9 protein-coding genes are annotated in these 6,579 nt (G+C 47.5%); 2 read left to right on the top strand and 7 right to left on the bottom strand.

The genetic code is table 11. The features are described from left to right. Together AC4E7D_RS10125 and AC4E7D_RS10130 are read left to right on the top strand one after the other, a co-directional pair. Nucleotides 1–330, top strand: a 330-nt coding sequence (locus AC4E7D_RS10125) for a dienelactone hydrolase family protein (RefSeq protein ID WP_490173681.1), incomplete at its 5' end; no start/stop codon positions are given. Then, a complete protein-coding gene (locus tag AC4E7D_RS10130) occupies nt 327–968 on the top strand; it encodes a phosphoribosyltransferase (RefSeq protein ID WP_490173682.1) in 642 nt (213 codons plus the stop codon). The genes AC4E7D_RS10125 and AC4E7D_RS10130, both read left to right, overlap by 4 nt. Here the strand turns inward: AC4E7D_RS10130 and AC4E7D_RS10135 are convergent. From AC4E7D_RS10135 to AC4E7D_RS10165, 7 genes are all read right to left on the bottom strand, one after another. Then, nucleotides 958–2,409 (bottom strand): RtcB family protein, encoded by a 1,452-nt coding sequence (locus AC4E7D_RS10135; protein ID WP_490173683.1) that lies wholly within the window; start codon nt 2,407–2,409, stop codon nt 958–960. The two genes, AC4E7D_RS10130 and AC4E7D_RS10135, sit on opposite strands and share 11 nt — an antisense overlap. A 3-nt stretch (nt 2,410–2,412) precedes the next feature. Then, nucleotides 2,413–2,826, bottom strand: coding sequence for an archease (locus AC4E7D_RS10140; protein WP_490173684.1), 414 nt, complete (start codon nt 2,824–2,826; stop codon nt 2,413–2,415). Continuing rightward, a complete protein-coding gene (locus tag AC4E7D_RS10145) occupies nt 2,823–3,461 on the bottom strand; it encodes a class I SAM-dependent methyltransferase (RefSeq protein ID WP_490173685.1) in 639 nt (212 codons plus the stop codon). Before AC4E7D_RS10145 ends, AC4E7D_RS10140 begins: the two co-directional genes overlap by 4 nt. A 139-nt stretch (nt 3,462–3,600) precedes the next feature. Continuing rightward, nucleotides 3,601–3,810 (bottom strand): dodecin family protein, encoded by a 210-nt coding sequence (locus AC4E7D_RS10150; RefSeq protein ID WP_490173686.1) that lies wholly within the window; start codon nt 3,808–3,810, stop codon nt 3,601–3,603. 81 nt (nt 3,811–3,891) lie between these two features. Continuing rightward, a complete protein-coding gene (locus tag AC4E7D_RS10155; RefSeq protein WP_490173687.1) occupies nt 3,892–4,833 on the bottom strand; it encodes a prenyltransferase/squalene oxidase repeat-containing protein in 942 nt (313 codons plus the stop codon). A gap of 23 nt (nt 4,834–4,856) precedes the next feature. Then, complete coding sequence (locus tag AC4E7D_RS10160) at nt 4,857–6,023, bottom strand: baeRF7 domain-containing protein (RefSeq protein WP_490173688.1); 1,167 nt, start codon at nt 6,021–6,023, stop codon at nt 4,857–4,859. A gap of 83 nt (nt 6,024–6,106) precedes the next feature. Further along, on the bottom strand, nt 6,107–6,579 hold a 473-nt coding region (locus AC4E7D_RS10165), incomplete at its 5' end, for a CBS domain-containing protein (protein ID WP_490173689.1).

The following is a 6,579-nucleotide window of genomic DNA, read 5'->3' on the forward strand; positions in this document are numbered from 1 at the left end:
GCTTATTTTGGGGCAAGTACAGGAGCTGCTTCTGCATTGGGTGCCGCGGCATATTTTGGGGATTCCATCTCTTCCGTGGTTTCACGTGGGGGAAGGCCAGACCTTGCCCTGGCTATTATGGAAAAGGTATTGGCCCCTACACTCTTCCTTGTAGGTGAAAGGGACCATATGGTGATAGGACTTAACCGTCAGGCCTTTGACCGTTTAAGCGCAGAGAAGCAACTTGAAATCATACCGGGGGCCTCCCATCTTTTTGAGGAACCCGGAACCCTGGAAGAAGTAGCCCGTTTGTCTGCATTATGGTTTAATACATATTTCAAACAGCCATGAGTTACCTCTATAATAATCGCGCGGATGCAGGAAAACAACTTGCGGAGGAATTGAAATCCTTTTCTAACGAGGCCGTTGTGGTTTTGGCCATTCCACGCGGTGGGTTGCCTATTGGGGCAGAAGTAGCCCTGGCCCTCAATGCTCCCCTCGATGTGGCACTAACCAAGAAGATAGGACATCCGCATCATCGTGAATATGCCATTGGTGCCGTTAGTTTGGAAAGTGTTGTCCTGAGCGATACGGCTACCATTCCTCAGGAGTACATTGAAAGTGAAACAATACGCATCAGAGAAGTGCTCAGAAAAAGACATAATGCCTATTATAAGAACCGAAGGCCAGTTCCATTGAAGGATAAGGTTGTAATTGTTGTAGATGATGGTATAGCAACTGGAAATACCTTATTGGCTACGGTACAATTGGTAGCTAAACAACAGCCCATGAAGATAGTGGTGGCTATTCCTGTAGCCCCCCGGTCTGCAGTAAAAATGTTGGAAACCACACCACAGGTAGATGAAGTAGTTTGCCTGGCAACCCCGTTAAACTTCATGGCAGTAGGGCAGTTTTACCTGCACTTTTATCAGGTTTCCGACGAGGAGGCCATTAAGATCCTGGAAGATACCAACAAGGCTACCCTTTGATCACCGCCATAGGCCTTAATTTTGCCACCCTTTTGGCTATACCCGAGGCGTGTACCGTCTCTACGACCTCATTCACATCCTTATAGGCTACTGGGGCTTCTTCGGCAATACCTTTAAAGGATCCGGCTTCTACATAGATGCCGCGGGAAAGGAGTTCTTCCTTTAAGACCGGGGCATTGACCTGCCTTTTGGCGGCAGTACGGGATAATCTCCTGCCAGCACCATGGCAGCAGGACCCAAAGGTAGTCGCCATACTTTTCTCTGTCCCCGCAAGGACGTAGGAGCAGGTACCCATACTTCCCGGTATGATCACTGGTTGCCCAGCTTCCTGATACGCCGCCGGTAGTTCTGAAAAGCCAGGCCCAAATGCCCGTGTAGCCCCTTTTCGGTGTACGATCATAAGCCTGGTTTCACCACCTGTTTCATGTTCCTCGAGCTTGGCAATATTGTGAGCTACATCATACATGAGCCTCAATTTTCCGCCTTCGGCACCAAAAACCTGCTTCCAGGCCGTCCTGGCTTCCCAGGAGATGATTTCCCGGTTGCACCAGGCAAAGTTTGCTGCGGCACACATGGCCTTGAAATAGTTTTGCCCTTCTGGTGAGTCGAAAGGAACACAGGCCAATTCACGGTCGGGGACCTTGATCCCGTACTTCTCCATAGCTGACATAATGATTTTTATATTGTCCGTGGCGACCTGGTGTCCCAGGCCTCTTGAGCCTGTATGGATCAGGATGACAACCTGACCTGTTTCCAGGCCAAAGGCCTTGGCAATTCTGTCTTCAAAGATCTCATCAACGTAATCTACCTCTACAAAGTGATTACCGGAACCTATAGTGCCCAACTGGTCTTTTCCCCTGTTTTTTGCTCTTTCTGATACCAATCTGGGATCGGCCAAGTTGAGTTTTCCATTGCTTTCCATATACCTGAGGTCATCCGCTTCGCCATAGCCATGAGCTACAGCCCATTCTGCGCCTTCCTTCAGTACCTTGTGCAGCTCACGGGAGGATAGAATAATTTGCCCGCCTTTCCCCATCCCGGATGGAATTTGTCTGTACATCTCCTTGGACAATGCTTCCATTTGGTCTTCAACTTGATGGCGCTTTAGAGAGGAGGTCATTAACCTTACCCCGCAGTTGATATCGTACCCGATACCCCCGGGGGAAATCGCCCCATTAGGATATGTGGTTGCTGCTACTCCACCAATAGGAAATCCGTAGCCTTCATGTACATCCGGCATTACCATGGAAGCGCCTTCTATTCCCGGCAGGGAGGCTACGTTGACAAGCTGGGCCAGGGAACGGTCTTCCATGATCTCATCCAGCAGTGTTTCGGAAGCCAGGATTCTGGCCGGCACACGCATATACTGCGGCCTGAAAGATTGTGGGATCTCCCAGAGGTAATCGTTGATTTTTTGTATGTGCTGTTTGGTGATCTTCATCCTCTATATGTCAAATACGATCCGGGTTTCCCATTTGTTATTGGCGTTCTTGGCCACCTGTGCTTCGTGGTAGGTCACGGCTTTTATTTCTTCATCAAGTGTTGTCAGCTCTGTTCCTAAAAGGATGGCTGAGAATTGGTATTTACTGATTTTGACGTCCTCCATCTCGCAGAACAATGCTTTCTCGGTAAAGCTTATTGAGAGTACTTCAGAAAGGAAATCTACAATAAGGCAGGTGAGATCAGGGGCCGAAATTGAAATTACCGCCCGCTTGCTCAACTCCTTTACTTTGCCGCAACCCTGCTCGCTCAGGATGCGGGACATGCCCATTAATCCTGCCTGGAACAGTTCCCCCAGGGAATCTCCTTCAATGTTCATTCGGATATCTGCGGTATGCGGCAAATACTCAATTTTCATTTCTTAGTTGCTTTCACCACCACAAAGGAGCCCGAACCATAACCTTCGGTTGGCAATTGCGTATCGGTGATATCATCTAATTCGCCAAAGAGGGTTTGATAATAGGAGCTATTTCCAAATCCCGTCTCAGTGAGTACACTCTCGATGCGCCGTACAGAATAAAAGGAAGCCTTCTGGTAAAATGTGCTCCGCTCCTTTTTATCCAGGTAGCTTTGTGCGATAGGCTGTTCCTTGTCCAGGAATCCGATAATTATGGCACCTCCCTTTTTCAAAACACGGTTAGCCTCTTTAAAAGCCAACTTCAGCTGATCCAGGAAACATATGGTAACAAAGAGGACAAAGTCAAACTGCATGTCTGCATAGGGCAGTTTTTCTGCAACGCCAGGCATGACTTCGATTCCCCGTTGCTCTGCTTTTTCGGCCATCGCGGCAGAGGGTTCTACCCCTTCCTTAATACCCAGGGCTTCGGAAAACCTTCCTGTACCCAGGCCTACCTCTATTCCCCTGAGGTTCTCAGGGAGGGTTTCAAATTGTGCCCGAAGGGCGCTTACTTCCGATTCAAAAACTTCCTTATGGTCTTCATACCATTGTTCATAATCGGAGACATTGTTTTCAAATACTGTGGTTATTGCCATGATATTTTGTTTACGTTTATACCAATATGCTTAGAATACTGCGGTTATGAAATGATTTTGGTCAGACCCCCCCAGGTTTACCAGGTCCACAAAAAAAGCACAGCGGTTAGACTGTGCTTTCCGGGGGAACGCTGCCTTGCTATGGTGTATCAATTATACCAAAGCAGACTTTTGCATTAACCCGGTATTCTTGAATAGCATTGTTCTCAACGGTAACCTGCATTTCCTGAACATAAACCGAGCGAATGTCTTTGATGGTTTTGGAGGCTTCCGTTACTACATTCTTGAGGGCATCTTCAAAACTCACTGTAGAGTTTCCCAAAATTTCGACGACTTTTAAAACAGACATATCTTGATTTTTTATGATTATTCCGCAACAAGGTAGGATAGACGAAAGGAACCTGAAATGACGGTGCTCAGTTGGGTGTTTTTATCTGCCTGGTGGATATTGCTTCAGTATGCGCAGTGCCCTTAGCGTGTTCCATCGACTGGGAAGCCCGGCTTGTTCCATATCGAAATGAGTTGCTCCCGGCAGTTTCGCCTGTAGTTTCCATTTCCCGTCTTTTGTCCTTTTGCCAATCATTTGATGCATAGCTTCCAACATGCGTTCGTCCCACGGGAATCCGGCAATCTGGAACAGGTCCAGCGCACTGAAGATATCGTACTTCCATCGTCTGGGAACGCGCATTTTCAGGAATTCCGGATGAATGATTTTTCCGCTGCGATCTGATCGGAACAGCCTGTGCACCAGTAAAAACTCCCGGGCTGTACCCAGGGCCCTGAGGATCTCTTCTTTTCTGTAGCTGTACCCATTATTAAGGAATTCTGCCAGGCCTTCCATAACGGATAAGGTGGTGTGCATGGAGCTGTGCACGGCTCCTGAGCGGTTCGACCAACAATTGAAACCACCATCGGCCATTTTTTGGCCGAGGATAAAATCCACCACTGATTTCAGGTCCTCTTCCGGCGTATCGAAATAGCTGGCGTAATTGAGGAACATACCGCTTACGCATACTTCCCCCGTTGAAATACTAACTGCGGGATTTATCCCCCCATCGCTGCTTTTGTTCTGGCTAACGATCATCTGGATGCTTTCCCTGATCGGGGGGATGTCTTTTGAAATGTTGAGGTGCTTAAGGTCCAGTAAGGTGTAATGTGTGGACGTCCATTTGGGCTGATAAAACTTTCTGCCCCAATGGCCGCTGGCCTTCCTTTGCGAGAGAAAAGCCAGTCCCCAGCCTTCTCTGGATATTCTGGATTGCAAATCGGTTCTCTCTTCACCCAGCAAATCCCGGCAGGTCTGGTATTGAATGGCCACATCACCATCCAGCAACCACGAGATCACCGTGTTGATAGCTCCTTTTTTATACATGTTCCAGCGAGATCTTTTTTCGCTTAATACCGGTAAAGCGCGTTAATCGGTCGCTTCGGGTAGGGCATTTCTTGCTCCTCGAGTAAATACACCTGTCCACCTTGCATAAAAGTATCCAGGGCTACCTTGTTCAATATGGAGGTATTACCAGGAGTTTTCTCTGCATCCAGTATCAGGCATTTTTTAGGGCCATAGGTGCCAAAAACATCGGTTCCCTTCTTGATGAACAGCGAAGCTACCCTGCCGTTTTCCGCGGCGAGGACAATATCTGAAATTTGATGTGAAGTGGATTCCAGATGTGCCTGATCCCGGTATCTGGTGACCTTTTCGTCCTGTGTCTTCCTGAAGAATGGAGCAATCAACTTCCAGGATTCCTTATGCAACTGCCCTTTGTTCTTAAACTCAGGATCCCCGATCAAAGGCGTTTCATAAAGGGTGGGATAGGTGTTTACTTCACGGTAGAGGGAGTACCATCGTGTGACCCCGGCGATGACCAGGGGTGCAGAATTAGAGTCAACCACCTTGTTGACACCTTTGTCTATTTCCTTGAAGAATTTTACAAGCTCTTTCTTCTCATCATCCTTACCTTCTCCATGTCCGTGGTAAGTGCCCTGATAACCGGCCTGCCCTGTCCGGAATTGGAGGGTTTTCTGTTCATAATCATACCCTACAGCTTCTTCAAGGAGCTCAGGGGCATGCGTCTCAACAAACAGGTCTTGCATTCCAAAGCGATCCGCCAGATAGAGTTTAACGTGGTCCCTGCTGAGTTCAAGAAGATAGTAATGTCCATTTATGTCATAGAGCGACAGCAAAGGCAACATGTAGAAGTGGTCCCCTACATAGCTCAGGGTCTCAAAAGGGATTGGTAGTTGATAGTAGTCCAGACCCTTCTCTTCATTTAAAAAGACGACTAGCCCATCACTTGGATTTCTCCAAAGTTCACGATCGGCAACCAGGCCCTTCAGGGGAGCCAGGTAATCTGCTATCTTCTGATCATTCAGGCCGTGCTGATGTAAGGTTTTTTCGAGTTGATGTATCTGGGTTTTTAAGGTAGCCGGACCCATCTCCAGGTTTTGTTCCTTACCCTTCTTAAACATGGGTAGGTAAAGGGTAATTGAATGGGGATAACGAATGCCTGCCAGACTTTTAAAAACGTCAAGGGGCAGGGGGTGCTTAAGATTTGAACGCATGGTCTCTACTTTTTCTCCAAAGTAGCCAATGCGCTATTATTTTAAAATGATTTGCATCAGTTGATAAGTGTGCTTTGAACCCCTTAACTGACCTGGGTATTTTTTAACAGTAAAAATTCACTGACATTGGTCATGTCAATAGCCCCAACGAGCCTGCCTTCCGGATTAATGACCGGGAAAAAGCGTTGTTTTTCACGGGCGACCAGTTCAAAGAATTCCTTCAGAGGGCCATCTTCCAACATTACATGAAAGCGGGTACTCATAAAATCACGCACCAATAGGGTCCTGTTTTTACTGCGATTGATGATTTCCTTGTGAAAGATGATGCCGGCGATGTTGTCGTTTTCCACAACTACAAAGTCCTTTTCAGTGCTGGCCAGCAATAACTCGATTACCTGTTCCATGCTATGCTCCGGAGAAATTGTCGTAATCTGGGTGAGCATCGCATCTTTCACAAGATGTCCCTCCAGGAGGGTGGTTTGCTTTACCATTTGGTTCTCACCATAGGCCCCGATAAATATGAATAGGGCAATCAGGACCAGAAAAGGATTGAAAA

It is taken from the genome of Lentiprolixibacter sp., from assembly GCF_982873095.1.